Origin of the sequence: Zoogloea sp. LCSB751 (assembly GCF_002028455.1) — a bacterium.
Classification (GTDB): domain Bacteria; phylum Pseudomonadota; class Gammaproteobacteria; order Burkholderiales; family Rhodocyclaceae; genus Zoogloea.
Genome location: NZ_MWUM01000341.1, coordinates 1 through 258, shown reverse-complemented (window position 1 = coordinate 258; position 258 = coordinate 1). Strand labels below are relative to the sequence as shown.

The following is a 258-nucleotide window of genomic DNA, read 5'->3' as shown; positions in this document are numbered from 1 at the left end:
ACGGTATTTTATGGCCGATTTCAAAAGTGCTATTTTGGATTTTGGATAATTTGCATAAAGTGTTGGGTAACTGGGGCTGGTCAATTATTGTACTCACTTTATTGGTTAAAATCGCGTTAATGCCAATCGCCAATAAAAGCTATCACTCGATGGCAAAAATGCGCGCAGTTGCCCCAAGGTTGCAAGCCTTAAAAGAAGAATATGGTGATGACCGTATGCGTATGTCACAAGAGATGATGCGCATCTACAAAGAAGAGC

Annotated in this window: 1 protein-coding gene; it reads left to right on the top strand. The window is 40.7% G+C overall.

Annotated features, from left to right (window positions below; genetic code table 11):
* Positions 1–258: YidC/Oxa1 family membrane protein insertase (locus tag B4920_RS26875; RefSeq protein WP_173862726.1), on the top strand; the 258-nt coding region annotated here is incomplete at both ends.